At 39.3% G+C, this 26,208-nt stretch carries 31 protein-coding genes; 13 read left to right on the forward strand and 18 right to left on the reverse strand.

The features are described 5' to 3' along the window. Window positions 1-411 (reverse strand): hypothetical protein, encoded by a 411-nt coding sequence (locus Q4597_RS04315; RefSeq protein ID WP_215438718.1) that lies wholly within the window; start codon window positions 409-411, stop codon window positions 1-3. Window positions 412-583: 172 nt separating this feature from the next. Here Q4597_RS04315 and greA point away from each other — a divergent pair, with 172 nt between their 5' ends. After that, window positions 584-1,060 carry a transcription elongation factor GreA gene (gene greA, locus Q4597_RS04320; RefSeq protein ID WP_215438717.1) on the forward strand — a complete coding sequence of 159 codons (477 nt, stop codon included), beginning with the start codon at window positions 584-586 and terminating at the stop codon, window positions 1,058-1,060. An 11-nt stretch (window positions 1,061-1,071) separates the two neighbouring features. Next, the gene (locus Q4597_RS04325; RefSeq protein WP_215913129.1) at window positions 1,072-1,464 is read left to right on the forward strand and encodes an HIT family protein; all 393 of its coding nucleotides are present in this window, start codon (window positions 1,072-1,074) and stop codon (window positions 1,462-1,464) included. 3 nt (window positions 1,465-1,467) lie between these two features. Here Q4597_RS04325 and Q4597_RS04330 read toward each other — a convergent pair whose 3' ends face one another. Continuing rightward, window positions 1,468-1,809: a hypothetical protein gene (locus Q4597_RS04330; protein WP_303404856.1), complete on the reverse strand. Its 342-nt coding sequence runs from the start codon at window positions 1,807-1,809 to the stop codon at window positions 1,468-1,470. A 49-nt stretch (window positions 1,810-1,858) separates the two neighbouring features. Beyond that, on the reverse strand, window positions 1,859-3,007 hold the full coding sequence (locus tag Q4597_RS04335) for a PAS domain-containing sensor histidine kinase (protein ID WP_303404857.1): 1,149 nt from the start codon (window positions 3,005-3,007) through the stop codon (window positions 1,859-1,861). Window positions 3,008-3,152: 145 nt separating this feature from the next. Between Q4597_RS04335 and Q4597_RS04340 the strand changes: the two genes are divergently transcribed. The 4 genes from Q4597_RS04340 to aat all read left to right on the forward strand — a co-directional run bounded on the left by Q4597_RS04340 (window position 3,153) and on the right by aat (window position 6,042). Then, window positions 3,153-4,037: a flavin reductase family protein gene (locus tag Q4597_RS04340; RefSeq protein WP_394370250.1), complete on the forward strand. Its 885-nt coding sequence runs from the start codon at window positions 3,153-3,155 to the stop codon at window positions 4,035-4,037. Window positions 4,038-4,125: 88 nt separating this feature from the next. Further along, entirely contained in the window at window positions 4,126-4,791 is a 666-nt protein-coding gene (locus tag Q4597_RS04345; protein ID WP_303404858.1) for a hypothetical protein, read from the forward strand. Window positions 4,792-4,891: 100 nt separating this feature from the next. Then, on the forward strand, window positions 4,892-5,269 hold the full coding sequence (locus Q4597_RS04350; RefSeq protein WP_303404859.1) for a DUF3127 domain-containing protein: 378 nt from the start codon (window positions 4,892-4,894) through the stop codon (window positions 5,267-5,269). A gap of 92 nt (window positions 5,270-5,361) precedes the next feature. Continuing rightward, window positions 5,362-6,042 carry a leucyl/phenylalanyl-tRNA--protein transferase gene (aat, locus tag Q4597_RS04355; protein ID WP_408065829.1) on the forward strand — a complete coding sequence of 227 codons (681 nt, stop codon included), beginning with the start codon at window positions 5,362-5,364 and terminating at the stop codon, window positions 6,040-6,042. On the opposite strand, the gene Q4597_RS04360 is transcribed toward aat, so the two are convergent. From Q4597_RS04360 to Q4597_RS04370, 3 genes are read right to left on the reverse strand one after another with little or no spacing between them, the layout of a single operon-like run. After that, a complete protein-coding gene (locus tag Q4597_RS04360) occupies window positions 6,013-6,699 on the reverse strand; it encodes a DUF2490 domain-containing protein (protein ID WP_303404860.1) in 687 nt (228 codons plus the stop codon). The genes aat and Q4597_RS04360 overlap by 30 nt on opposite strands. Beyond that, complete coding sequence (locus Q4597_RS04365; RefSeq protein WP_303404861.1) at window positions 6,680-7,267, reverse strand: hypothetical protein; 588 nt, start codon at window positions 7,265-7,267, stop codon at window positions 6,680-6,682. The genes Q4597_RS04360 and Q4597_RS04365 overlap by 20 nt, the downstream gene beginning before the upstream one ends. A gap of 21 nt (window positions 7,268-7,288) precedes the next feature. After that, window positions 7,289-7,852, reverse strand: coding sequence for a DNA-3-methyladenine glycosylase I (locus Q4597_RS04370; protein WP_303404862.1), 564 nt, complete (start codon window positions 7,850-7,852; stop codon window positions 7,289-7,291). Between the two features lie 156 nt (window positions 7,853-8,008). Here Q4597_RS04370 and Q4597_RS04375 point away from each other — a divergent pair, with 156 nt between their 5' ends. Continuing rightward, a complete protein-coding gene (locus tag Q4597_RS04375; RefSeq protein WP_303404863.1) occupies window positions 8,009-9,139 on the forward strand; it encodes an esterase-like activity of phytase family protein in 1,131 nt (376 codons plus the stop codon). A 180-nt stretch (window positions 9,140-9,319) separates the two neighbouring features. Further along, window positions 9,320-9,946, forward strand: a complete 627-nt coding sequence (locus tag Q4597_RS04380; RefSeq protein ID WP_303404864.1) for a thioredoxin family protein — start codon at window positions 9,320-9,322, stop codon at window positions 9,944-9,946. On the opposite strand, the gene Q4597_RS04385 is transcribed toward Q4597_RS04380, so the two are convergent. The 5 genes from Q4597_RS04385 to Q4597_RS04405 form a co-directional block, all read right to left on the reverse strand. Next, window positions 9,923-10,606, reverse strand: coding sequence for a hypothetical protein (locus tag Q4597_RS04385; RefSeq protein WP_368506673.1), 684 nt, complete (start codon window positions 10,604-10,606; stop codon window positions 9,923-9,925). The two genes, Q4597_RS04380 and Q4597_RS04385, sit on opposite strands and share 24 nt — an antisense overlap. Window positions 10,607-10,723: 117 nt before the next feature. Next, a complete protein-coding gene (gene truB, locus Q4597_RS04390) occupies window positions 10,724-11,437 on the reverse strand; it encodes a tRNA pseudouridine(55) synthase TruB (RefSeq protein WP_215438702.1) in 714 nt (237 codons plus the stop codon). 35 nt (window positions 11,438-11,472) lie between these two features. Beyond that, a complete protein-coding gene (locus tag Q4597_RS04395) occupies window positions 11,473-12,267 on the reverse strand; it encodes an undecaprenyl-diphosphate phosphatase (RefSeq protein ID WP_303404866.1) in 795 nt (264 codons plus the stop codon). A 2-nt stretch (window positions 12,268-12,269) separates the two neighbouring features. After that, complete coding sequence (locus Q4597_RS04400) at window positions 12,270-12,536, reverse strand: DUF3098 domain-containing protein (RefSeq protein WP_303404867.1); 267 nt, start codon at window positions 12,534-12,536, stop codon at window positions 12,270-12,272. Window positions 12,537-12,621: 85 nt separating this feature from the next. Continuing rightward, on the reverse strand, window positions 12,622-13,500 hold the full coding sequence (locus Q4597_RS04405; RefSeq protein ID WP_215438699.1) for an ABC transporter permease: 879 nt from the start codon (window positions 13,498-13,500) through the stop codon (window positions 12,622-12,624). A gap of 80 nt (window positions 13,501-13,580) precedes the next feature. On the opposite strand from Q4597_RS04405, the gene Q4597_RS04410 reads away from it, so the two are divergent. From Q4597_RS04410 to Q4597_RS04420, 3 genes are all read left to right on the forward strand, one after another. Next, window positions 13,581-16,625 carry a leucine--tRNA ligase gene (locus Q4597_RS04410; RefSeq protein ID WP_303404868.1) on the forward strand — a complete coding sequence of 1,015 codons (3,045 nt, stop codon included), beginning with the start codon at window positions 13,581-13,583 and terminating at the stop codon, window positions 16,623-16,625. 29 nt (window positions 16,626-16,654) lie between these two features. After that, window positions 16,655-16,909: a SemiSWEET family sugar transporter gene (locus Q4597_RS04415; RefSeq protein WP_215438697.1), complete on the forward strand. Its 255-nt coding sequence runs from the start codon at window positions 16,655-16,657 to the stop codon at window positions 16,907-16,909. A gap of 215 nt (window positions 16,910-17,124) precedes the next feature. Further along, on the forward strand, window positions 17,125-17,823 hold the full coding sequence (locus Q4597_RS04420) for a zinc metallopeptidase (protein WP_303404869.1): 699 nt from the start codon (window positions 17,125-17,127) through the stop codon (window positions 17,821-17,823). A 79-nt stretch (window positions 17,824-17,902) separates the two neighbouring features. Here the strand turns inward: Q4597_RS04420 and Q4597_RS04425 are convergent, their stop codons facing one another. The 4 genes from Q4597_RS04425 to Q4597_RS04440 all read right to left on the reverse strand — a co-directional run bounded on the left by Q4597_RS04425 (window position 17,903) and on the right by Q4597_RS04440 (window position 20,828). Further along, window positions 17,903-18,415 carry a ferritin gene (locus Q4597_RS04425; protein WP_303404870.1) on the reverse strand — a complete coding sequence of 171 codons (513 nt, stop codon included), beginning with the start codon at window positions 18,413-18,415 and terminating at the stop codon, window positions 17,903-17,905. A 102-nt stretch (window positions 18,416-18,517) separates the two neighbouring features. Beyond that, window positions 18,518-18,844, reverse strand: coding sequence for a hypothetical protein (locus Q4597_RS04430; RefSeq protein WP_215438694.1), 327 nt, complete (start codon window positions 18,842-18,844; stop codon window positions 18,518-18,520). Between the two features lie 40 nt (window positions 18,845-18,884). Continuing rightward, a complete protein-coding gene (locus Q4597_RS04435; protein ID WP_215438693.1) occupies window positions 18,885-19,355 on the reverse strand; it encodes an Lrp/AsnC ligand binding domain-containing protein in 471 nt (156 codons plus the stop codon). Window positions 19,356-19,448: 93 nt separating this feature from the next. After that, entirely contained in the window at window positions 19,449-20,828 is a 1,380-nt protein-coding gene (locus Q4597_RS04440; RefSeq protein ID WP_303404871.1) for a saccharopine dehydrogenase family protein, read from the reverse strand. Between the two features lie 81 nt (window positions 20,829-20,909). Between Q4597_RS04440 and Q4597_RS04445 the strand changes: the two genes are divergently transcribed. Both Q4597_RS04445 and pckA read left to right on the forward strand, forming a co-directional pair. Beyond that, window positions 20,910-21,296, forward strand: a complete 387-nt coding sequence (locus Q4597_RS04445; RefSeq protein WP_303404872.1) for a DUF423 domain-containing protein — start codon at window positions 20,910-20,912, stop codon at window positions 21,294-21,296. Window positions 21,297-21,382: 86 nt separating this feature from the next. Continuing rightward, a complete protein-coding gene (gene pckA / locus Q4597_RS04450) occupies window positions 21,383-22,981 on the forward strand; it encodes a phosphoenolpyruvate carboxykinase (ATP) (RefSeq protein WP_215438690.1) in 1,599 nt (532 codons plus the stop codon). A gap of 86 nt (window positions 22,982-23,067) precedes the next feature. On the opposite strand, the gene Q4597_RS04455 is transcribed toward pckA, so the two are convergent. Genes Q4597_RS04455 through Q4597_RS04465 form a run of 3 tightly spaced genes read right to left on the reverse strand, consistent with a single transcriptional unit; the run spans window position 23,068 to window position 26,144 of the window. After that, the gene (locus tag Q4597_RS04455; protein ID WP_215438689.1) at window positions 23,068-23,814 is read right to left on the reverse strand and encodes a uroporphyrinogen-III synthase; all 747 of its coding nucleotides are present in this window, start codon (window positions 23,812-23,814) and stop codon (window positions 23,068-23,070) included. A 6-nt stretch (window positions 23,815-23,820) separates the two neighbouring features. Continuing rightward, window positions 23,821-24,477 (reverse strand): DUF4271 domain-containing protein, encoded by a 657-nt coding sequence (locus tag Q4597_RS04460; protein WP_289038476.1) that lies wholly within the window; start codon window positions 24,475-24,477, stop codon window positions 23,821-23,823. Continuing rightward, window positions 24,477-26,144 carry a glycosyltransferase family 39 protein gene (locus Q4597_RS04465; protein ID WP_303404875.1) on the reverse strand — a complete coding sequence of 556 codons (1,668 nt, stop codon included), beginning with the start codon at window positions 26,142-26,144 and terminating at the stop codon, window positions 24,477-24,479. The genes Q4597_RS04460 and Q4597_RS04465 overlap by 1 nt, the downstream gene beginning before the upstream one ends. Window positions 26,145-26,208 lie beyond the last annotated feature (64 nt).

The raw sequence follows: 26,208 nt of genomic DNA on the forward strand, positions 1-26,208 counted from the left end.
TTAGTTTGAAATCAATACAATATTGCCACTTCTTGTAGCGCGATACTCTAGCATATCATAGCGCCGTTCGTCATCCTTTGGGGCATTGGTAAGCTGGCCGGTATACAGGTTGTATTCGTAATCTTCGCAACCACAGGTAGCAACTATACCGTTTAGTACAGTTTGCGAGCAGTCGTTAGGTACATGGTTGGGGCATGAGGCCTCAAAAGCCCTGTATTGATCAATACCGGATTGAATTACGTAGACTCCCTTTAACCCAACTCCCGCATTCTCAACAAAAACAATGCTGCCAATATTCGTGAGCTTGCTATATAGGGGCAGGTTCAGGTTCATATCAAACCTAAAGCCTACTTCTTGCAGGTAGGGATTGCGAACTACACCATCATTACTGCATGAGAGTAAGAATATCATAATAAAAAAGCTTAAAAAATACTTCATGGCAGAATTATCAATTAAAATGCATGGAACAAAATTGAACAAAAATTATGTATATTTGCGTTAAATCCTCTCTAAAATAACCGTTAATGTAGCGGTGTATGTAGAGGATTTTCTTATTTTACAAGATGTTTTAAACGAGTATCATATGAGTAACGTATCTTACTATACAAAAGAAGGATTGCAAAAATTAAGGGACGAGCTTAACTATCTAAAAGATGTTGAGCGTCCTAAATCTTCTCAAGCGATTGCTGAGGCAAGGGATAAAGGAGATTTATCTGAGAATGCCGAGTACGATGCCGCAAAAGAAGCACAGGGTCTGTTGGAGCTTAAGATTTCAAAGATGGAAGAGACTTTGTCCAATGCACGCTTAATTGATGAATCACAACTAGATACCTCTAAGGTTTTGGTGCTATCAACGGTAAAGTTGAAAAACCAGACCAACGGTATGGAAATGAAATATACTTTGGTTGCCGAAAGTGAAGCGGACCTTAAATCGGGTAAAATATCCGTTAATTCTCCTATTGGCAAAGGCTTGTTAGGGAAAAAAGTAGGTGAAACAGCCGAAATTACAGTGCCTAACGGTACATTAAAATTTGATATTTTAGAGATAACAAGGTCTTAAAACTATCTACAATGGCATCTATCTTTACAAAGATTATAAACGGCGAAATTCCTTGTTATAAAATAGCCGAGGACGATAATTATTTTGCTTTTTTGGATATCAACCCCAATGCCAAAGGGCATACGTTGTGTATTCCTAAAAAAGAAGTAGACAAGATCATGGATCTTGATGAGGATTCCTACATGGGCCTTATGGCGTTTTCGAGAAAAGTTGGTAAGGCCATAGAGGCTTCCATTGAGTGCAAGAGGGTGGGTATGACCGTTATTGGTCTAGAAGTACCTCATGTACATGTGCATCTTATTCCGCTTACGAATATGCAAAATGCAACGTTTCAACATAAGGTTTCGCTGTCAGAAGAGGAATTTAAGGATACGGCCGAAAAAATTAGGGCCGCACTTCAATAGGCATTATTGAATCAGGAAATAAACTCCCGCAGCTACTACAGCTATCAATAGTAGGGAAAGTATCCAAAACAAGGAGGTAAACGTTATTGTACTGCGGTCCGGGATGACCATTTTTTCATAGTATTTAAAACTTCGCTCAATATCGTCCGTCCAACTTACCGGATAAATGTCCGTACCACATTTATTGCAGACAATTTTAGAGGTAACCTCGTTGGTAATGGAATTAAAAAGTTTCCCCGCTTTGTGTTTTTGGTAAAATGAAAGCTTTAAATCTTGATTAAAACATTCCGGACAGTTGTTTGTCAGGTCCGCTTCTTTTATCATTACTAACTTTTCCTTTGCCATTTTACTGCGTATAAGAAATATAAAATTTCACTTTTTATAGATTAGCCTTCTAACTTAGTGTCTTTAGGGTAAGTTGCATAACTGTACCCTGTTTATTCGACGAAAGTACTTTTATCTTCCCCTTATGGTATTCTTCCACTATTCTTTTGACTAGGGAAAGGCCTAGTCCCCAACCTCTTTTTTTACTGGTAACCCCAGGGTTAAAAATAGCCTGGAAATCGCTTTTAGGAATCCCATGGCCGGTATCCGAAACCTTAATGTGAACCTGTTTCCCTTCATGAGTAATGTCAATATGGATGCTTCCTTTGCCTTTCATTGCATCAATACCGTTTTTAACCAGGTTCTCAATAGTCCAGTTAAACAATGAAACATTCAGCATAACCTGAAGGTGGTCTACATTGGAGCTAAAAGAAAATTCAATAAGTTTTGAGCTTCGCAATTTAAGATATTCATACGCATCTCTGGTTTCTTTAACAATATCATGTGGGTCTAACTTGGGTAATGAACCAATTTTGGAAAATCTTTCGGTAATGGTTTCCAGCCTAAAAATATCCTTTGCTATTTCTTTTGTAATCTCCGGGTTAATGTTTTCCGTCTTTAGAAGCTCGTTCCAGCCTAACAAAGAAGAAAGGGGCGTACCGATCTGGTGTGCCGTTTCTTTGGCCATTCCTGCCCATAGTTTATTTTGTTCGGAAGCCTTGTTAGTTTTGAAAAAGAAGAAAATAACTGCCGCAAATAGAAATATGATGAGCAAAAGGGCAATGGGGTAGTATTTTAATTTATTCAGTACCTCAGAGTTGCCATAGTATAAAGTGGCCAAATGTTCGCCCTGTTGATCAATGGAAATGGGAATATTCTCATTCTGAAACTTTAGTATTTGATTCTGCACGTAAACGGAATCTACAACCTTGTCCTTGGCCATATTATTGGTCTTGACAGACCCGTCTTTGTTTACCAGAATCATTGGAGTAGAGGTGTTGTTCTGGAATACTTTAAGATGAAGGTTTCCTAGATCAGCATCTTCCGAAGATTGTTGGAATTCTGATTGCGCCGTGGCCCAAATTTCCATTTTAAGACGTTCTTCCTCTTTGAATTTTTTAAAGAAACTATTCGTATTCCAAAGTATAAGACTCACAATAGCAAAGGATGCAATGAGTAAAATAAGGTTGGAAGATTTGTTCTTAGGATTAAAATTCATCCGAATAAATAGCTTTTAGATTCCGTGCGTACTTCAATTTTGGTATAGACGGAATTCATCAAAGATAACGTAAATAAGAAGAAAATGGTGTATAGGCTATCTGGGGTCTTGCATTTAATGCAGGCAATTTTCTTACCTTTATGCCATGGCAAAAGAGATGATTTCAGTACTTCCGGAGGCGGTTTCTACCGCACAGTTACATGGTTACCTTTTAGGAGCTGTAGGGCCTAGGCCAATAGCGTTTGCGAGTACCGTAGATGAAAAAGGGCATCCTAATCTTTCTCCTTTCAGTTTTTTTAATGTTTTTAGTGCCAATCCGCCTGTATTGATTTTTTCACCGGCAAGAAGAGTGCGGGACAATACCACCAAGCATACACTGCAGAATGTATTATTAACTATGGAGGTAGTGGTCAACATTGTTAATTATGATATGGTACAACAAATGTCCTTGTCCAGTACGGAATACGGAAAGGATGTAAATGAATTTGAAAAGGCCGGCCTCACCATGGTGCCTTCCGATGTTGTAAAACCGTATAGAGTGGCGGAATCGCCCGTGCAGTTTGAGTGTAAAGTTACCAAGGTTGAAGCCTTGGGACGTGAGGGAGGAGCAGGAAATTTAATTTTTGCCGAGGTAGTTAAAGTGCATATAGACCCGGATGTTTTGGATGAAAACAGTGCCATTGATCAACGAAAAATAGATCAGGTAGCCCGTATGGGCGGTAATTGGTACAGTAGGGCCAATTTGGGACTTTTTGAAGTGCCTAAACCCCTATCTACTTTAGGTATTGGTATAGACAATATACCGGAACACATAAGTACAAGTAGTGTGCTCACCGGAAACGATTTGGGCATGTTGGGTAATGTAGAGGAAGTTCCCGATCAGAATGCAGTACAAGAGTTTTTGTCCGCACATGTAGAAATACGTTCGCTTATCAGTGGTGGGGAAAGAAAACCATTGGAATTAAAAGCTCAGGAGTTTTTGCGTAAAAACGATGTGCTTTCTGCTTGGAAGACATTATTGGCAGAGTAAAACTACTGGAAAACCGGTATGTTAGTAGGGTTTTATCAGATGAAACTGTTTCAGGGCAAAATAATAGCCACGTATAAATTTGCCCATTATGAAACCTTCTTTCCTTATCCTATTGCTTTGCTGTGCCATCACTTCAAGAATATTCTCCCAAGAAAATAGAGGCTCCCATCATATAGGGTCGGATTCATACATAACCGCTAACCCTTTCTCATTGTTGGACACATACGCTCCTAGATTGCGTTTGGGGTATATTCAACATATAAAAGGGCATTGGAAAATGGGTCTGGACGTGGGCTATGGTGGTAAAGGAATGGCTATTTTAAATGAAAATTTAGGCGAAAGTTATCGCTTGTGGGAAGTAAGACCAGAATTTTATTATATACTTAATCCTAAACTAAGAACTTTAAAATATCTAGCGGCGGAGTTTTTTTATATAAATCAGTCCAATACTTTTTTAAATGGTGATTACCAGTCGGGAGGCTCAGAAAACTACACCTATGACCAAGCGGATTTTACACGACAAAAGTATGGTTTCCACCTAAAATTTGGTTTACTGTTAAATCTGGGAAAAAAGGCGGGTATTAATTTCTATGGGGGTATTGGCCTGCGCTGGCGCACAAGTACATATGCCAATATTGTTAATCAGCAGAGTGCGGATATCTTTAGGGAGTGGTATACTTCTCTTTATGAAGATATAGGTAAAAGGTTTGGTCCAAACCCAGCTTTGGGCATAAAGTTCTTTTATAAACTATAGCTCATAACCTTTAATAACTTCTGTTTGTTTTTTTAGGTGAATTATGCGATTAAAACTACTTTTATTGCTATAAAAATTAGTTCACATATAATTCATAATCATGGAAGTTCAAGGAAAAGTAAAGATGGTAGGAGAAACCCAAACGTTTGGTAACAATGGGTTTAGAAAGCGCGAGATAGTAGTAACTACAGAGGAGCAATATCCACAGCATATAATGGTAGAGTTCGTACAGGACAAGACGGACTTGTTAAACAACTTTAGTGTTGGTCAAGATGTAAAAATCAGCATCAATTTAAGAGGTAGGGAGTGGACCAACCCACAAGGTGAGGTTAAATATTTTAACTCTATACAAGGGTGGAGAATTGAAGGCGTTCAGACTCAGCAAAGTGGACCGGGAATGCCTCCTGTTCCACCAGCGGAAGCTTTTCAGCCTGCCGATAACCTTAACGAAGAAGATCACGACGATTTGCCTTTCTAGGAGTCAAACGTTTTAATCGTAATGTTAAAAAGCCCCAAGGATATAAAGTCTAATGGGGCTTTTGTATTTTTGTATATCTCATAACCCCAAAAGTGCAGGACCAAGAATCCAGAAATTCTATAGTTTTTTTGTCTGAAGAGTTGGCGTTTCCCGCTGTGGAACATGCTAATTATGACGGTCTTTTAGCAGCTGGCGGAGACCTTTCTGTAGAACGTTTGTTACTGGCCTATAAAAGTGGAATTTTTCCTTGGTTCAATGATGATTCATTGGTTCTATGGTGGAGCCCGGACCCACGAATGGTTTTAATTCCCCATAAAATAAAAGTCTCCAAAAGCATGCGCAAAATACTGCGGGACGGCCATTTTATACTAACAAAAAACACTTGTTTTAAGCAGGTAATAGAGGCGTGTTCCAGTATAAAAAGACACGATCAAGACGGCACTTGGATTACCAAAAGTATGAAGAATGCATATTTAAAAATGCATGAAAATGGGTTTGCCACTTCGTACGAAGTATGGGAAAATGATGAGCTCGTAGGCGGACTTTACGGAATAGACTTGGGTACGGTTTTTTGTGGGGAAAGTATGTTCAGTAAGGTTAGCAATGCTTCAAAATTTGCCTTTATTAATCTGGCCCAAGAGTTAGAAGGTAAAAATTATAAACTTATAGATTGCCAAATACATACCGATCACTTAGAAAGCCTTGGAGCAGAAGAAATTCCGCGTAAAGAATTCATTAAAATTTTAGAGGCTGAAAATAAGAGAGGTCAATAAGAAGAAAATATGTTGTGTTTCATGGGTGTAATGCTCCGCACGATATTCTCCACCCACTTCTAATTTGGTTTCCCGGTTTAATAGCCAGCCTATATGAGAGGTAATCCTTTGGTCATAAACAGGTTTGTTGCCTTTGGCTACGCTTAGCAAGGATTCTGTAGACGCTGAAACATAGGGCTCGCCAATATCCAATTCTTCTCCTTTTAACGGAGCATCAATAGATAAGCGATACCTAAAACGATGAACTGTTTGTGATGGGCTTATGCGTTGTTCGGCGCGTAAACGGCTCCCTACGGTTATATTATCATAAGCATGTGAAAACTTATACTGTTCGGTTATTCTCAGTTCGTTTTCTCCCGGAGCATCAAAAGAATCCCTAAATCTATATTGTACGCCTAGGGCTATACTCTGCTCAAACCCAATTTTAATAGTTGAAAAATGAGAGAGGTCCAGTTGTCTTACCTGATATTTAAAATCGTCTTTGAAAATATAGGCCCGTTGGGCAATCTTAAAGTTATGTGAGTAATTTGGGGTTATTTTATAGTTGAGCGAAATATCGGGCTCAAAATAGCCCGTAGTGTTTTCTTGACAGTAACCTAAGCTGCTTAAAAGTAGACCAAAAGCAATAAAAAGCGTTCTAGTAGAGTACGTGGTCATAGTTTGGTGGTAACGCTTTTTTAATCAGTTCAAACTTGCCTTCGGCATTAAAAAGTATTTCAAATTCTTCAAAGCTTTTTTCGCGCTTTCCATCAATGATCAATTCGTATTTTATGGAAGGTAACATTAGATTTTGAAAGGCGTTTTTTAAGGTCTGGTCAATATCGTTTTCATCGGCAATATACTGCTGTTGAATTTTTTGTATTCGATATTTTTTAAAGTTTTTCTCCAAATACGAAGTAATCTTTGCATAAGCCTCGTTAGGGATGTCTACTGGGGTTATAGTAATTTCAATATCTTCTAATTTGCCCTGTGCATCAAATTCAATACTGTATTTTAAACGGTCTTTTTTAAATTTGGCCTCATAGCTTATTTTATCACCATCTATCTCTTTGTAAAAACGAATGCGCTTGGCATTTATCAGCTTTTGATGTATGAATAGGTGTGCATTTTCGGGAAACTGAGATTTTCTAATACGATGTTCGCGCTCATCTTTTATTTGTGCAAAGGCCATACTAGTAAAAAGAGTGAAAAAGAGGACTAGAAAAGAAACGGACTTAAAATTCATAACAATTAAATTTTATACAATTTAGACTTCATCATATCTAAAGCAAGAAACTACATGGTCGTTTACCATTCCTACGGCTTGCATAAAAGCGTATACAACGGTACTGCCTACAAACTTAAAACCTCTTTTTTTTAAATCTTTGCTCAGAGTATCTGAGATCTTTGTTGTCGCAGGAGCATCTTTGTAATGTTCGTAGCTGCTTTTAAGGGGAGAGTGATTTACAAATTCCCAGATATAATTGCTAAAACTCCCAAACTCCTCTTGCACGTTTATAAACGCTAAAGCATTGGAAACTGTTGCCCTAACCTTTAATTTGTTTCTAATGATGCCTGCATCCTGGAGCAAGTCCTGAATTTTATTTTCATCGTATAAAGCTATTTTCTTATAGTCAAAATTGTCAAATGCTTTTCTGAAATTCTCACGTTTCCTTAAAATGGTAATCCAGCTTAATCCGGCTTGAAAGGTCTCTAGGACCAGAAATTCAAATAGTGTATCGTCTTCTTTTACGGGAGATCCCCATTCTTCATCATGATAAGCTTCATAAAGCGAATCTCCTTTGCACCAACCACATCTTTGTTTTTCCATGTTGAGAATTTGAGTTCAAAGTTAATAATATACAGACGTATTTTGCTGATGTTGTATTCTGAATTAAAATAATACAACCTTAATCTAATCGTAATCTACAGCTAAACCGCTTCTAAAATCTATATGGCATCTTGCGGAACTAATAAAAAATAAAAAATGAAAAAATTTAGTTTAGAAATATTCGGATTGGTTATTCTTACCACTATTATATCCTGTGAACACATAGATGATTTTATAGGTCATGGCGGTTCTACTACCAATAAAATTGAGAGCATAGAATTTCTTGATGAATATGTTTTGCCAGATGGAGCGACGTATGCCAATACAACTGTAGGTGGGCTATCTGCTATAGATTATGCAGATGGTAAATGGTATATAATCAGTGATGATCCAAAGGCGCCTATCCGTTTTTACACAGCTGATATTTCATTTGGTGAAAACCAGTTTAAGGAGGTAACCATTAATGGCGTAACGGAATTGTTGAACGGTAGTAATTTGCCTTTTTCGGATGATGAAATTGATCCTGAAGCCATCCGGATTACACCTGGGGGTAGTGTGTTATGGTCTAGTGAGGGGAATGTTAAAGGCGGTGTAGATCCTTTTGTTCGTGTTGCCGGTTTGGAAGGTACCTATAAGTCTAGCATTGCTTTATCCGAAAAATTTAAAGTGTCCGGAGATGAGAATCGTGGGCCACGCCACAATGGCGTTATTGAAGGTCTTTCCGTTTCCTATGATAAGAAAGGATACTGGGCTTCAATGGAATTGCCCCTTGTACAAGACGGTCCGGAACCTGTGTTAGAGGATACGGATTCACCGGTAAGGATGGCGTACATAAATAGATCCGGGGCATTCGGCAGAGAGTTTGCTTATGAACTAGATCCCATTGCCAGAAAGTTTGATGAATCGTCTTTTACGGTAAATGGAGTGGTTGAAATTTTAGAATATGATATGGACCGGTTTTTGGTTTTGGAGCGTTCTTTTTCTACGGGTTATGCTGATGGAGGTAACAATGTAAAAATTTATGACGTAGATGCTTCCAAAGCTACCGATGTAAGCCATATGGATAGCCTTAAGGATGCAGATTACACAAAAGCGACCAAGAAGTTGGTGTTCGATTTTGAGACGGTCAGAAATCAATTAACGGATGGTGTGGTAGATAATATTGAGGGTATCACTTTTGGCCCTCAATTAGAAAACGGTAATCGTTCCCTAGTTTTGGTAGCTGATAATAATTTTAGTGCTTTTGGCCCGCAGTTAAATCAATTTATACTTTTGGAGGTTAAATAAACTGCAATAGTAAACTTCTTAAAAGTCCGTTATGCTTTTGCATAGCGGACTTTTTCTATATGATATGCACTGTATAGGGCATTTTGTAAGTTTTTGCAATTAAGCCCTACCAATGTTACCCAAGTTACCAAGCTTGTATGTTTAACCTATTAACTTTGTTATAAATTAAAGACGAATAAAATGGCAACACCTACTACCAAAACAAACGTTTCCCAACTAATAGAAAAAGCCCTTTCACAAGCGGTTTCTTATGAAGATTACCGCGCTATGGTAAATCAGCTGGCTTTAGAAGGACGCTCAACAGGTCCGGTACAAACGGAAGCATTGGCCAATTACACGATGCTTAATGACCGCCGTATGAAACGTTTTGATAAAACCGTAAAGATTAGTGCGGAAGACGAAGCTACAATTGCCAAATTGGATAAAAAAATACAGTTGATAGTCCTTACGGAAAGTTGGTGTGGTGATGCTGCTCCCGCTTTACCGGTAATCAACAAAGTGGGCCAGCTTAATGACCACGTAGATTTTAAAGTGGTTTTACGGGATGAGAATGTAGACCTCATGAACCAGTTTCTAACCAACGGCGGAATGTCTATTCCTAAATTAATTTTTTGGGATGCAGAGAATCAAGAGGTTTTGGCAGATTGGGGACCAAGACCGGCTCCTGCGGCAAAACTAGTAGCGGATCATAAAGAAAAACATGGACAGCTATTGCCTGAGATCAAAGAGGAAATTCAACAATGGTACAATAAGGATAAAGGGCAATCTACGCTTAAAGAATTGTTAGCGCGCCTTCCCTTGAAATAGATAGGTGATCGTTCCCTTCTGAACCGATTTTTCCCCGGAGCTAAATTTAGCCTTAAGGGCATAAGCAATGGCGTTGTCTATTAAACATCCGTTAGATGTGCCGGAGCTTTTTGCATTATAATCGGCATCTACAACATTACCCATTGCATCAACTTGAATGTTAATTACAACTTTGCCTCCTTCAATACAAGTGTAGATTGGGGGAGGTAATCTATAGTTGCTACGGTTTACCAGTGAATAGGAAACAGATGTACGACGTTTGGCCAAGTTGTTGGTAAATTCCTTTTTCTGGGCTTCTTTTTCGCCAAGCATTTGTTTGGCCTCTTGGCGTTTCTTTTTCAGCTCTTTTACGCGCTCTGCATATTCTGAGTCCGTAAGTTGCTCGTTAGAGTCTTCACTGTTTTCTGAAGCTAATTTTTCTTCCAAAAGCTCTTCAAGTGTTTTTAAAGGTTCTGGATTGCCATAGCTTGGTTTTGCAGTTTCGTTATAGGCCATATGGCTCTTTATCGGGTCTGCTTTTTCAATTTCTTGCTCTAACTCCTCTTTTTCTTCAAGAAGCTCTTCAATATCTTCCTCAAGCATCATTTCTACCACATAGTCGTCCTGCTCTTTATCCTGACCCAAATGTATGTTGTACAGTGCCAACACAATAATGGACATGGAAAAGATGGTAATAAGGAACGCTAAATGTTTACGGTTCAATGTCATAGTGGTATAACCACAATTTTAAAAATATATTTTAATTATTCGTTGAACGGAAAGGCTAGGGTGTTCTTTTTATGATTCTGATGTTTTTCCTAGTAGATTTTCCGCAAATATGTTGGGGGCAATGGCTTTATTTACGTTATAGTCGCCTATTTTGGTTCTTCTTAACTCTGATAAATGCCCGCCGCTTTGTAGTGCTTGCCCCAAATCATGTGCCAAAGACCTAATATAAGTGCCTTTGCTGCAAACTATCCTAAATTTAACATTTGGGAGTTTCATTTCGGTAATTTCAAAGGCTGAAACGTTTACGCTTCTCGTTTTTATTTCAACTTCCTTCCCTTCCCTGGCATACTCGTAAAGGCGTTTGCCATCTTTTTTTAAAGCCGAAAAAACGGGAGGACGTTGTTCAATATCACCTATAAATTGGGTAAGGGTCTCTTTAAGAAGTGCTTCGGTAATATGTTCGGTAGGGTAGGTTTGGTCAACTTCGGTTTCCAGATCGTAAGAAGGTGTTGTGGCCCCTAAAGTAATGGTGCCCGTATATTCTTTGGCCTGCCCTTGAAGCTCGGGTATTTTTTTTGTGAATTTTCCGCAGCAGATAATCAATAGGCCGGTGGCCAAGGGGTCCAAAGTTCCTGCATGCCCAATTTTAAACTTCTTTAGTTTGAATTTTGAGCGAATGACCCATTTTAATTTGTTTACGGCCTGAAAAGAAGACCACCCAAGGGGTTTGTCTATTAGCAATATTTGTCCGGCAAGAAAATCTTCTTGGGTGCGAGAATCCATATAAAACGTATTAATCCCTGTTCAATGAAACTGGCCTAGCTCATATAGCCGTAGCCAATAGCGATCAGTCCCACAATAAGGCAGTAGATGGCAAAGTAAGAAAGTTTACTCTTTTTTACCAATTGGATCATCCAGGTACAGGCGGCAAGACCCGCAACGAACGCGGCAATAAAACCGGCGCCCATGGCCACATTATTTCCTCCATCAAAATTTAGGTCGCCGCTCATAAGGTCTTTGGCAATTTTACCAAAAATAAGGGGGACCACCATTAAGAAAGAAAAACGTGCCGCTTTGGTCTTGTCCACACCCAATAGTACGGAAGTAGAAATGGTAGCACCACTTCTAGAAATACCGGGCAACATGGCAATGGCCTGTGAGATACCTACGACCACAGCGTTGCCAAAACTTACTTTTTTATCCGTGTCCTTGGCTTTGTCCGCAAAATACAAGAGTACAGCGGTAATCAATAGCATAAAGCCAACGAACCTAACATTGCCACCAAAGAAGGCTTCCAGTTGTTCTTCAAAAAAGAGGCCTACAAAAACTGCAGGCAACATAGATAGAATAATTTTTACGGAGAATTGGGCTTCTTCGTTCCATTTAAAACTCAAAAGGCCGCTAATGATTTCCCAGATGTCCTTTCTAAAGACAACTATGGTACTTAGAGCAGTTGCAAAATGGAGTACTACGGTAAACAAAAGACTTTCTTCGGGTACGGAGTTGTCGCCTAAAATGGCTTTCCCCAACTCTAAATGTCCACTTGATGATACGGGTAAAAATTCGGTCAATCCTTGAATGATACCGAGAATGATGGCGTCTAACGTGTCCAAAATTAATTTTTCTTGTGCGGATTCAACAATATGGCATATATCTCAATACCTAAACCAATAAGTACAAGGGTAGGGGCCAAACGTATTCTTCTAAAACTGTAAATGTCCTCATTAAAAACATTGGGGTCATCACTACCACCTCCGCTCATAAGTATAAAACCTACCGCAATAAAGGCAAGGCCTACAAAAAAGAACGTATAGTTCTTTTTCTGAAATATAAATTCTTGCTTGGCCGGTTGGCCGTTCTGTTCTTTTTGTTTCTTACCCATGCTGCAAATTTAACGAAGTTCTACTTAAAAAAGTTTATGGTCGTAAAGGTTTATTGTTTGGAGGGTATTTTTAGTAATTACGGGGTTAATAGTACAGTTCGTCCGTTCTTAGGTTCAGGAACCGTTGCGTGGCAAAAAATGTACTGATCAAGGAAATAAAGATGCCCAGAATAAAGATGGCTCCGTACAATAGGCCCAATTGTTCAACATCTTTAAAGAGTTCTAGTTCCGGAAAATTTTTATCCAAATAATATAATGCGCCAGTAATGGCAAGTAGGGCGATTAAAGCACCGAACATGCCCAGTTTTACGTTCATCCAAATAAAGGGCCGGCGTATAAAAGTCTTAGTGGCTCCCACCATTTGCATGGTTTTGATAATAAAACGTTTGGAATAAATGCTTAACCGTATAGAGCTATTGATAAGTAAAATGGCAATGAAAGTAAGTACACCACTGGCAATCAAAATCCAAAAACTAATGCGTTTTACATTTTCGCTCAACAGGCCAACTAGAGGTTTGTCATAGCTTACTTCTTCCACATAGGTCTTTTTGGCAAGGTTGGTAGCCAATGAATCTATTTCCTGTGGGGTTACAAAATCTGCACGTAACTGTACGTCTATGGAGTTTTTAAGCGGATTGTACCCCAAAAAATTCTGGAAATCCTCGCCAATTTCCTCACTATGTTGTTTGGCGGCATCCTCTTTGGAAACGAAAACGGCACTTTTGGTATGTTCTTCTTGTATCAGGTTTTTCTGCAGCTGGTCAATTTCGGACTCCTTGGCTTCGTCCTTTAGGAAAATAGAAATCGTAATCTGCTCCTTAAAGTGATCGGCCATTTTTTTGGTGTTGATGACCAAAAGCCCCAAAATACCCAATAAAAATAGCACCAATGCAATGCTCAGTACCACCGAAAAGTACGATGATATCAATTTTTGTTTCTGATACTGTTCAAAAGACTTGCCCATATTCGTGTATGCGACCGTAAATTTAGGAAAGTAAATTGAATAAACTTATTTTTGCGCCACATTGAAAAGAAAGATATCAGATGCACTACGATTTTAGGAAAATAGAGAAGGAATGGCAAGACTTTTGGGCCAAAAACGAAACGTTCAAGGCCAAGAACAATTCCGATAAGCCAAAATACTATGTGTTGGACATGTTTCCTTACCCTTCCGGGGCCGGATTGCACGTGGGCCATCCGTTAGGATATATCGCCAGTGACATCTATGCACGCTATAAAAGACACAAGGGTTTTAATGTTTTGCATCCACAGGGCTACGATTCTTTTGGCCTTCCGGCGGAACAATATGCCATACAGACCGGACAGCATCCTGCGGTTACTACAGAAAAGAACATTGCTACGTACCGTAGACAGTTAGATCAACTTGGGTTTTCCTTTGATTGGAGCCGTGAGGTACGTACATCTGACCCCAAATATTACAAGTGGACGCAATGGATATTCATTCAACTTTTCAATTCTTGGTATAATAAAACAACGGATAAGGCCGAATCTGTAGATACGTTGGTCGCCGTTTTTGAGGCGGAAGGAAATGCTAATGTACAAGCGGTCTGTGACGAAGATATTGCGCAATTTTCCGCAGCGGATTGGCAGTCTTTTTCAGATAAGAAAAAACAGGAAATTTTGCTGCAATACCGCTTAACGTATTTGGCGGAAAGCGAGGTAAACTGGTGTCCTGCTTTGGGAACGGTTCTGGCCAATGATGAAATTGTAAACGGTGTTTCAGAGCGCGGTGGTCATCCGGTAATCCGTAAAAAAATGACACAGTGGAGTATGCGCATAAGTGCGTATGCCCAGCGTTTGTTAGATGGGTTGAATACGGTAGACTGGCCTCAGCCGCTTAAAGATTCACAGACCAATTGGATCGGTAGGAGTGAAGGTGCTTCCGTAACTTTCAAGACCGTTACCACCAATGAAGTGCAGACCTCTTATCCAATTGAAGTTTTTACTACACGGCCCGATACTATTTTTGGGGTTTCTTTTATGACCTTGGCCCCGGAGCATGATTTGGTGGCCAAGATTACTACTGCGGAACAGAAAGCTGAGGTGGAGGCCTATATAGAAGCTACGGCAAAACGTTCGGAACGTGACCGTATGGCAGATGTAAAGACCATTTCCGGCACATTTACGGGAGCGTATGCAGAGCATCCGTTTACCAAGGAACCTATTCCTGTTTGGATTGGGGATTATGTATTGGCGGGTTATGGAACCGGAGCGGTGATGTCCGTGCCTTGTGGGGATCAGCGCGATTATGACTTCGCCAAGCATTTCAACATTCCTATTCCTAATATTTTTGAAGGGGTTGATATTTCCGAGGAAGCTTTTTCGGATAAGGATACGACCGTTATTGCCAATTCCGATTTTTTAAACGGATTGGATTATAAAAAAGCGACTCAAAAAGCCATTGCGGAGATTGAGAAAATTGGCGCGGGTACAGGTAAGGTCAACTACCGTTTGCGCGATGCCGTTTTTAGCCGTCAGCGCTATTGGGGAGAGCCTTTTCCGGTGTATTATGTAGAGGGTATGCCGCAAATGATCGCTGCGGAGCATTTGCCCATAAAATTACCGGAGGTTGATAAATACTTGCCTACCGAAACCGGGGAGCCGCCTTTGGGCAATGCTACCGTTTGGGCTTGGGATACCGTAAAAAATGAAGTTGTTTCTAACGATAAGATAGACCATAAGACCGTATGGCCTTTAGAGTTGAATACCATGCCGGGTTGGGCGGGTAGTTCGCAATACTTTAACCGCTATATGGACCCACATAATGAGGATGAGATTTTCTCAAAAGAAGCCATTGACTACTGGCAGGATGTGGACTTGTACATTGGAGGTAGCGAGCATGCTACGGGCCATTTGTTGTACAGCCGTTTCTGGCAGAAGTTTATGTTTGATCTAGGTTTAGTACCCAAAGATGAGTTTGCTAAAAAGCTTATTAATCAGGGGATGATTACGGGGACAAGTGCTTTTGTTCATAAAATTATTCTTGATACAAATCAAGTAGAAGAAATTTTGGTAAAAAACCCATCGAATTATTCTAAGGAGGAGAAGGAAGATTTAAGGATGATTGTTAAAAAAGTAAAAGGTTTATCGGTTTCTAAAGGAATTGCATTGGGGGATTTGAAGATTTTTCTGGATGAGTACTTGAGGACTAATCTGGTTTTGTCTTCTAATTTTCTTTCAATAGTAAAATTCGATATTTTAAAAACGCATGTGAATGTGGATTTGGTTAATGGTTCAGATGAATTAGACGTTGAAAGGATTTTAACAAATCACATTTATAAGAGAGAATTTGATAAAAATACAATATTTATTGGAGAGGGTAAATCCGTTATCGGTAACGAGGAAACTAAGGATAAGTATTTAGTGACACGCGAGGTAGAAAAAATGTCCAAGTCCAAATACAATGTGGTCAATCCGGATGCTATTTGTGAGGAGTACGGAGCAGATTCATTGCGTTTGTATGAAATGTTCTTAGGGCCTTTGGAGCAATCCAAACCTTGGAATACGGCGGGTATTACCGGTGTACATAGCTTCTTGAAGAAACTATGGCGTTTGTACCACTCAGGGGCCGAGGGTGCTTTTGCGGTTTCGGAAGACGAGCCTTCAAAAGACAGCTACAAGACCTTGCACAAGACTATTAAGAAGGTAGAAGAAGATATTGAGAACTTCAGTTTTAATACTTCGGTATCTACTTTTATGATTGCCGTTAATGAGCTAAGTTCACAGAAATGTAATAGCCGTGCGATTTTGGAACCCTTAGCGGTTTTGGTTTCCCCTTATGCACCACATATTGCGGAAGAACTTTGGAAGCTTTTGGGGCATGAAGGTTCTATTGCTACCGTGACTTTTCCAAAATTTGAGGAAAAATATTTGGTGGAAAGCAGCAAGGAGTATCCGGTTTCCTTCAACGGAAAAATGCGCTTTAAACTAGAGCTTCCTTTGGATTTGGGCAAAGATGAAATTGAAGCTGCGGTAATGGCCCATGAAAAAACACAACAGCAATTACAAGGGCGCACACCTAAAAAAGTGATTGTTGTTCCAGGAAAAATAGTTAATATCGTAGGGTAGAAAATATAAAGTCGTCAACTAAATAGATTATGGATTACATTGAAATTCTTGGGTTGGCGGCCGCTATTCTCACCACGGCAGGTTACGTGCCACAAGTGTATAAAACGTGGCGCGATAAGTCTACCAAAGACATTTCGCTCACCACCTATTTGGTACTCTTTATTGGGGTTGTGTTATGGCTTACATACGGTATATTAATAAGTAGTCTGCCCGTTACACTGGCAAACGGCATAACAGCATTTCTGCTTTTATTTATGCTGATTTTAAAATTCAAGTACAAATAGCCAAAGACATTTTGGCAGCATAAAACTTCAAAACCTCGCCAAATTGATTTGGCGAGGTTTTTGCTTTTCACTAGATCAGTTAAGTATTCGTTTTGATTAGGCAACATCCAATCCGCATAGAGATTATAGACAAAGTAAGCGCGGCTGAAGTGAGCGCTAACAAAATGAAAGGTTTTTGATTATCTTTAAATTCAAATCTTAAAAAGAATAAAATTATGATGGGATATTATATATTGATTGGTGCCATAGCTCTGGTAAGCTGGTTGGTAAGTAACAAGCTTAAAAGCAAGTTTAAGCACTATTCTAAAGTGCATTTAAGTAATGGCATGAGCGGAGCAGAAATCGCAGAGAAAATGTTGGCTGATCATGGTATTAGAGACGTGAAAGTGGTTTCAACCGCAGGTATGCTTACGGACCATTACAATCCGCAGAACAAAACAGTAAATTTAAGTGAAGGTGTGTATAACCAAAGAAACGCTTCCGCAGCGGCTGTAGCGGCTCACGAGTGTGGCCATGCGGTACAACACGCACAGGCCTATGAATGGTTGACCTTGCGCTCTAAATTGGTACCTGTTGTTAGTGTTACTTCAGGATTATCTATGTGGGTTGTTTTTGGTGGACTTATGCTAGGTGCTGCCAGTGGTGCTGGTTTAGGGAGATATGTTGCAGTTGCCGGTTTAGTGATGATGGGTATGGCTACGTTATTCAGCTTAATTACTTTACCCGTGGAGTACGATGCCAGTAACCGTGCCTTAGCGTGGTTAAAAGCCAAGAATGTAGTAACACCACAAGAATACAAAGGTTCGGAAGATGCGCTTAAATGGGCGGCAAGAACGTATTTAGTAGCGGCAATTGGCTCATTGGCTACTTTGGCGTATTGGGCTATGCAAGTATTCGGTGGTAGTAGAGATTAGTTTCAAAGACGATAAAGCAATTAAAAAGGCTGTCCAAAATGAATTGGGCAGCCTTTTTTATTTGAGTTAATCTAATATTTTATTCCGCTTTAATGCGCTCGTCTATAAATTTTAAGGCGATACCATCGCGACCCATAATTTCAAATAGGTCAAGGATATCACGCATTGTTTTTTCTTCTTCCAATTGTTCGGTAACGAACCACTGTAAAAAGTTCTCCACACCAAAGTCATTGTTCTTTTTGGCCGAAGCAACAATACTGTTTATAGATTTGGTTACCTCAATTTCTTGGCTCAAAGCAGTTTCAAAAACTTCTTCCAAAGAAGAGAAATCGTGATTTACGTTTCCAATTTCGGGAGATAGGGCGTTACCGCCACAATCGTTCACGAACTTAAAAATCTTCATCATGTGTTCTCTTTCTTCTGCCGCTTGTGCGTACAAAAAGTCTGCACTTCCTATATAACCTCGTTGGTCGCACCATGATGCCATGGCTAAATATGATGCAGATGCTTTTCCTTCCATTTGTATTTGGGCGTTGAGCATATCCATGCTCTCTACCTTAATACTCATCTGTTGTCTTGCTATATCTTTCATTGTCTTTTTCTTTACTTAACGTAAAGTTATCAATAAAGTATGCGTATAACTAGGCCTTTGACCAATTTATAACTGGTTTTAGACTGATTAAAAATAGGAGGTTTAGCCTCTTGAGGTAAGGGAAGGTGTCTGAGCTGCAATATCAAGCAAGAAAAATACACCGGTAAGCAATTCTTTAAGGTCAAGAACCTCTAGGGTATTCAAAACAAAAAGGTGCTCTTTATTACAAAGGGATAAAATTTCAAAACCATGTGGATTCTTGTCCTCATCAAAATGGTCTTCAATGTTTATGCTCCAAACCCTCTGGCGTAAGGCAAGCAGTTGGCAAAACGATAAACGCACAACCTTTTGACCTAGGTCTATATAAAAGCATCTTTCCTTATCGGATTGGAAAAATGTATAGTATTGTGATGAATGAATGCGTTCCATTGGGGACAAAAATAATCCTTATTTAGATTTAATCCAAACATTATATCTGAATTTGTCGATCAATTTGTTGGGCCAAGGAAATAAAGGTCTCCGTACGGGATACCCCTTCTATTTGTTGAATTTCTTTGTTCAATACGTGCATTAGGTGCTCATTGTCCCTGCAGAGTACTTTAATGAGAATAGACCAATTTCCCGTAGTGTAATGACATTCAAGTACTTCTGGAATTTTCTCCAGTTGCTTGACTGCAACGGGGTTGCTCATGGCCTTATCTAGGTAAATGCCAATATAGGCCATGGTATGGTACCCCATAATTTTAGGGTTGATAATAAACTTGGACCCTGAAAGTAGTCCAGAAGACTCCAGTTTTCGTAAACGTTGGTGGATTGCGGCACCGGATATACCAATGTTTCGGGCTATTTCAAGAATGGGTTTTCTAGCATCTTCCATGAGATACCTTAGAATTTTCTTGTCAATACCGTCAATTTTAACTTTATCGTTACCTAGTTTCATGAGTTGAGTTTCAAATTGATGGTAAAAGTAGCTATTATTGTTTGAATTTTGTAGAGAGATATTTTCTCTTCATTGTTGAAATGTGAAGGACACCTATTCGCCATTGGATACAGAATCAGGATTATACCCTAAATACGGTACTTCATATTCCTTAAAATCGATACCATAGGTTTTGAGTTCTTTTAAAATAGGTTCATAGACCTCCTTTTTAATCGGAATTTGAACACCAGGCGTAGTGATTTTTTTGTTCAATATGGCCAAAGTGGCTATGGCAACGGGTAAACCCACGGTCTTGGCCATGGCCGTATGAGTTCTGTTTTCTCCAATAACTACCATATTGGCATCAATTTGATGCTTTTGACCATCCAACTCATAACCGAACTTATGGTACATAACGATCATATCCTTATCGGAATCTTTTAGCGTCCAACTATCCTCAAGAATATACTGTAGTGCTTGCGCGGGTGTGGCATTCTTTAGGGGGATAGTCTTGTTCTGGTCAAAAAGGTTCAGTTCCAGTACTTTGTCCCACATACTGTCATCCTGATCTATTTTTAGGTAGTGACGTAGTTTAAGTTCTACCGAATCCGTTGGGGAGTACGGCAGAAATAAGTTCGTAAATTCTCGGTAGGACATGTTCTCGGAATTCTCGAGCCTATAGCTATCATCCGTCATTCCCAATTGTACGAACATATTCCAAGCCTTGGAAAATCCGGTCCTGCGCATTGTGCCCCTATAAAGGGTAAGTGCATCTTGTAGACCATAGGCTTCCCTGTAATTTAAAGAATCTCTGTTGGCGTATCCCTCAAAACGTCCGTAACCTTCAATGTCAAAAAACTCCGTACGACGAAACAGTTTGTGGTAAGGAACATACTTGTACGTGCCTTCTTGGATGAACTTGGCAGCACCTCCTTGGCCGGCTAGTACTACATTTCTTGGGTTCCATGTAAATTTGTAGTTCCAGAGGTTGGTGTCGCTTTCGGGGGCAACGAGTCCACCGCAAAAAGACTCGAACAATACTATTTTTCCGCCTTGATCACGAATTCTATCAATAATCTGCATGGCGCTCATATGGTCTATTCCGGGGTCTAGACCAACTTCATTCATAAACACAAGTCCTTTTTGCTTTACCTCTTCATCCAAGGCCTTTAAGGTGTCACTTACGTAAGATGCGGTTACCAAATGTTTCTTGAGGGCAACGCAGTCTGCGGCAATCTTACTGTGTAAAAATGCGGGAAGCATAGAAACCACAATATTAGACCGTGAAATGATGTTTTTTCTATCTTCTTCATTCTGTATGTCCAGATGGTTGGCCGTACAGTTCTTGTGGTCCCGTATGTGTTGGGGCAGGTTCTCTGGGTTAAGGTCGCCAATAGTAAGGTGTAATTTTTCTTCTTCAGATTTTTCCAAGAAATAATCTAAAAGGTATGATGTGGATTTTCCCGCTCCGATAACAAGTATATTTCGCGACATTTAGTTTTGTACTTTTAATATGTATAACGAGAGACTAAGGTAGTGATTGTTATATTTATAAAAAAATACATCATATAAGTTATGAACAAAACAATATGTCTCACGGGAATTGCATTAGGGGTAACTGCGGTTGTGTTGGGTGCGTTTGGTGCCCATGGATTGGAAAAGTTAGTAGATGCCAATTCTATTCAAACTTTTGAGACGGGTGTAAAATACCAAATGTACCATGCATTGCTTTTGCTTGTTTTGGGTAGTATGAAACAGTTGCCCGAAGCTAGTAAAAAAATGATTTTCTATTTTCTCTTAGCAGGTATTATCTGTTTTTCTTTTTCAATTTATCTGTTGGCAACAAATAGTTTAAGCAGTTTTGATTTTAAGGTCATTGGGCTGGTAACGCCACTTGGCGGAACCTTGTTGATTATTGGTTGGAGTATATTTGGTTATCGACTTTTCAAACATTTTGACTAATAAATTCTCATTTTTAGGAGTGTTGAATTATTATTTTGATAATTTTGATGTCTAAAATAAACTCTCAACTAACAATTCTTTAAAAAATGGGAAAATCTATTTCTTTAAAATCGTACGGTATAACGCACGATAATTTACATTATCAGCTATCGCCATCAGAATTAGAAGCCATTACGCTAGAGCGAAAAATGGGTAAAAAAGCATCATCCGGTGCTTTGGCAGTAAACACGGGGGAGTTTACCGGAAGGTCTCCGAAGGACCGATTTATTGTTAAGGATGCCATAACCGAAGAAAAGGTTTGGTGGGGCGATATAAATATTCCGTTTGAACCCTCTAAATTTGATGCTTTATATGATAAGGTCATTGCTTATCTAAATGAGAAAGAATTGTTTGTTAGGGACTGTTATGCCTGTGCAGACCATAATTACAGGATGGACATCAGGGTAATTAACGAGTATCCATGGTCCAATCAATTTGCATATAACATGTTCATTCGTCCTACGGAAGAAGAACTAAAGAATTTTGAACCGGAATGGACCGTAGTAAATGCCCCGGGTTTTATGGCCAATGCCGAAGTAGATGGTACAAGGCAACATAATTTTGCCATTCTAAACTTTACAAGAAAAATAGCTTTAATAGGAGGAACCGGGTATACGGGAGAAATCAAAAAAGGAATATTCTCTGCTTTAAACTTTATACTTCCGGTAGAAAAGAATACCATGCCAATGCATTGTTCTGCAAATGTGGGCAAGAAAGGGGATACGGCTATCTTTTTTGGACTATCGGGCACTGGAAAAACTACCTTGTCTACGGATGCTTCCCGAAAATTGATCGGTGACGATGAGCATGGATGGAACAATGAAAATGCCGTTTTTAATTTTGAAGGGGGATGTTATGCAAAGGTCATTAACCTGTCTCAAGAGAACGAGCCGGAAATTTTTGGAGCCATAAAAAAAGGTGCAATTTTAGAGAATGTTATTATGGATGAGGCCGGTAATGTAGATTTTGCCAATACTTCCATTACTCAGAATACAAGGGTAAGTTACCCTATCTATCATATTGAGAACGTTCAAAGACCGTCTATAGGAAAGAACCCAAAAAATATTTTCTTTTTAACGGCAGATGCCTTTGGGGTGCTTCCTCCAATATCTAAACTTACGCCAAGCCAGGCGGCATATCATTTTATATCCGGGTATACTGCTAAAGTGGCCGGTACGGAAGCTGGGGTTGTAGAGCCCATACCTTCATTTTCGGCTTGTTTTGGTGCGCCATTTATGCCTTTGCACCCCGCAAAATATGCTGAAATGTTAAGCAAAAAAATGCAGGATGCCGGAGTTAACGTATGGTTGGTGAACACAGGTTGGACCGGAGGGCCTTATGGTGTTGGGACCCGAATGAAGCTAAAATATACCCGTGCTATGATAAACGCTGTCCTTAATGGCGATTTAGGTTTGTACAATTATGACGATTACCATATTCATTCCGTTTTTGGAGTGGCGCAACCAAGGGAGTGTCCTGGTGTTCCAACAAAAGTGTTGAGCCCCAGAGCTACATGGAACGATGATCAGGCCTATTACACCACAGCCTTTAAGTTAACGAACGCTTTTAGGGAGAACTTTAAAAAGTTTGAAGCTTTTGCAAGTGAGGAAATACGCCGCGGCGGGCCGCAGCGTTATGCATTTTAGGCCTTTTGTAGAAAGGATAAAACAAAAAAAACCCTTTGTTCAATTTGTGAACAAAGGGTTTTTTTTATAGCGTAAAGTAAGTGATCTTACTTCTTGTTTGCCGTAGTAATATATTTCTGAAGCGCCATGGTCATAGACGGTGTTTCTGGCGTTGGAGCCTTAATATCTATCCGTAGACCTGCATCTGTAGCCGCATCAATAGTAGAGTTACCAAAAACGGCAATTCTTGTGTCGTTCTGCTCAAAATCAGGGAAATTCTGTAATAAGGATTCAATGCCCGAAGGGCTAAAGAATACCAAAATGTCATAGTATACATCCCTTAAATCGGACAAGTCGCTGATTACGGTTTTATAGAAAACAGCTCTCTTCCACTCAATGTCCAGACCGTCTAAAATTTCAGGTACAATAGGCTTTAATGCATCCGAAGATGGCAATAGAAATTTTTCGCCTTTATACTTTTTGAACAACGGAACCAATTCAACAAAGTTACGCTTGCCCACATAAATCTTACGCTTGCGGTAAACTACATATTTCTGTAAGTAGTAAGCTACAGCCTCCGACTGACAGAAATATTTCATGGAATCCGGTACTTTGAAGCGCATTTCTTCAGCAATTCTAAAGAAATGGTCAACAGCATTTCGGCTGGTTAAGATGATTGCCGTATAGTTCTTCAGGTCTATTTTTTGCTGTCGTACTTCTTTAGCATCTACACCTTCCACATGAATAAAAGGTCTGAAGTCAACTTTAACTTTTTCCTTATCTATCAGTTTCGAATACGGTGAGTTTTCCATCTTCGGTTCTGGTTGCGAGACCAAAATCGTCTTTACTTTCATATAAACCTATTGTTTAAGATAACTGCCAATGATAACAAACGGGGAAATTTCGAGAGCGCAAAGGTACAAAATAAAATAGAAAAAGTAGGAAGTGATAAATTTTTGGTGATTCCTTAACACTGTAACCCACCCGATTACATTTATGAGGAGGATTAAAAGTATGGCTATATAGACCACAACTTCCGAGCCCTGCGCTACGTAAGCCAGTATTACGTTGGCCAAAAACATGATAATTCCGCTATAATTTAGGTAGGATAATTTTTTAAAAATAAGTTCTCCAATGGTCTTTCCGGAACCAAAAATGAACCCATTGCCTAGCTGTAAGATTATTTTTACGACAATAAACCCTAAAATACTGGCTAAGATTATGGGGTACATGAAGGGGTATGCATCATTGGTATCACCTCTCAAAATTTGCCGCGCCATGTACACGAACAACGAAAAATTGATAACCTGGAAAATGGTAAAGAATATATGGAACCAATTCATCAACTTTTCCTTTTTACTGTACATAAAGATGTACTTATTGTTGAAAGGAAGTATTATGAAATTTAGAAAACGGCTATAAAACAATCCTTTTGCCAGTACTAAAAACACAATACTGCTTATGAGTATAATGGTAATCCAATCGGCAGTGCCGGCAGTTCGTAATATGGGTTCCATTATTTTAGTTTTGTGTTTCGTCCGTTAATACCATAGTTGAGTCCGTTCTCCATTATACCTATTCTAACGTATTTTGGATCATTTAATTTTCTGGGCTTAGGAAATTTAAAGGTATAGGTAAGCGTATCCTTAGCTTTAATATGTGTAACCGAAGAATTTTTTAACTGGGCCTTAATGGGCAAACGGTCCTTTACTTTTTTAGAGGCGTTCATGTAAGCCACATTAAACCTGAGCTTCTTTAGGTCTATATCAAAATCGTACGGATTGTATAGCTCAAAAGTCTGTTCCTGCTCAAAATCAAAACTTATGGGCCCTTCCAGTAGGGTTCTGAGTTTTCTAAAAGTTTCAAAATTGTCTATGTATTTGCCATACATTTTGGTGCTATCACTTTTTGTAAAGGTAAGTTCGGCATCAGAGGAGCGCTTAGATAGATACAGTATTTTTTTGTGCTGTACTTTAGATTCGGAATCATCAATAGAGTATTGATTGAGCCTGTAGCTTTCGTTATTAAGGGAATAGGTGTCATTACCGGAATAAAATGCGAACATGGGAGCGTTACGGTATGAGTTCTCAAACACCAAAGGCGTGTTGCCTACCTTGTCCGTTACGTCTTTAATCAGTTCAATATTGCCATGGGTCTCATAATAAATGGGAGACATAGGTTCGTAAATAAGTCCCGCCCTTAGAAAGAGAATAATAACAATATTTAAAAGGCCCATTCTGTATATCCATTTTTTTGCAATTTCATTTTCCATCATAAAACGGAAAACAACAATTATAAGCGGAATAGAGATTACAATAATCCATTGGGTCTGAATCCTTCTATTGAAGCTGGAGATAAAGAAGAAAATAAGCACTCCAAAGATTAAAAAGAGGAGGGCTCTGGTGAACTTGTCGCTTGCTTTAGCTTTAAAAAGGCCCCAGTAAATCCATGGAAAGGTAAAACCAAAGATGGCCACAAGATTTACAAAATACCCTAATGTATACTTGTTAAAGTTGTAAGGGTCGTTAGGGCGGTCAAAAAGATGATAGTTTATGGTAACAAATTCATTCTCGTACAACCAGATAAAATGCGGTACATAACAGAGTAAGGCAACAATGACGGAAAGCCATGCATATTTGTTTAAAACCAATTTTAGGTTGGAAAGCAGTATAAATATGATGACCAAGGCCGCGTGATACTTGCTGTACATTAATCCCGCCATGGTAATGCCCATGACAATACCCCAAAAGAGGTCTGGTTTTTCAATAAACCGCTTGTAAACGTATAATAACAATGCGGTAAAGAATAGCAACGGGGTATCCGGCAGGGTCAAAAAGCCATAGGCGTTCAAAAGCGTCATGGAATAGACAAGTACAAAGAAGTGAACCACATAGTCCTTCTTTTTAGGGTGGTCTACAATGCTCCAAAGAATGAATAAAGTGGCAGACGAAAGAATGCAACTCATAAATCTAACTCCCAGCTCGCCGTTAAAGAAGAAACTGCTAATTTTAATGAGAACGGCAACCATAGAAGGGTGGTCAAAATAGCCCCATGCCATGTTTTGCGCAAAATGCCAGTAATATGCCTCGTCAAAAATAAGAGGGGTAAAATAGGATTGAAGCAGGTTTAATAAAAAACCTATACCTAGTAAGATTAGAAAAATTCGTGGCAGTTTAGACTTCATTCTTTAGTTGGTGTCTCAAATAGAGGCTAGGTCTATTGTTGTTAGAACGCTCAAAATTACGAAT

It is taken from the genome of Zobellia sp. 1_MG-2023 (assembly GCF_030549125.1).
Classification (GTDB): Bacteria; Bacteroidota; Bacteroidia; order Flavobacteriales; family Flavobacteriaceae; genus Zobellia; species Zobellia russellii.